We start from the raw sequence: 511 nt of genomic DNA, 5'->3' as shown, positions 1-511 counted from the left end.
GATATCGAATGGAATGTGCAGTGCTTGTTTTTCTGCTTGGTCTTGCGTTGCTTCAGTAAATTGCTCAACTGTTAGCGCGTAAGTTTTTGCTTCAGCGTTGTATTCGCTGTTTACACGAAGTGTTGGTGTACCAGATTGGCTATACCATAGACGGAATTGCTTAAGGTCAACGCCCGTTGCATCTTCCATTGCAGAAACGAAGTCTTCACATGTTGCCGCTGTACCGTCGTGACGCTCAAAGTAAAGCTTCATACCTTTTTGGAAGCCTTCCTCGCCAAGCAAAGTGTGGTACATACGAATCACTTCACTGCCCTTTTCATAAACGGTCAGCGTATAAAAGTTATTCATTTCAATAACTTTGTCAGGACGAATTGGGTGTGACATTGGGCTTGCATCTTCAGCAAACTGAGGGCCACGAATAATGCGCACGTTGTCGATTCGATTTACCGCTCGTGAACCTAAGTCAGAAGAAAACTCTTGATCACGGAACACCGTCAAACCTTCTTTTAGG

At 44.4% G+C, this 511-nt stretch carries 1 protein-coding gene; it reads right to left on the bottom strand.

Annotated elements, in window-relative coordinates; genetic code table 11:
* The coding region (locus R8N49_RS30625; RefSeq protein WP_318190886.1) for a DUF3458 domain-containing protein at nt 1-511 on the bottom strand (511 nt) is incomplete at both ends.

The organism is Vibrio sp. 1978 (genome assembly GCF_033344345.1).
Note: the sequence above shows the minus strand (reverse complement) of the source record. Positions and strands in the feature narration are given on the sequence as shown.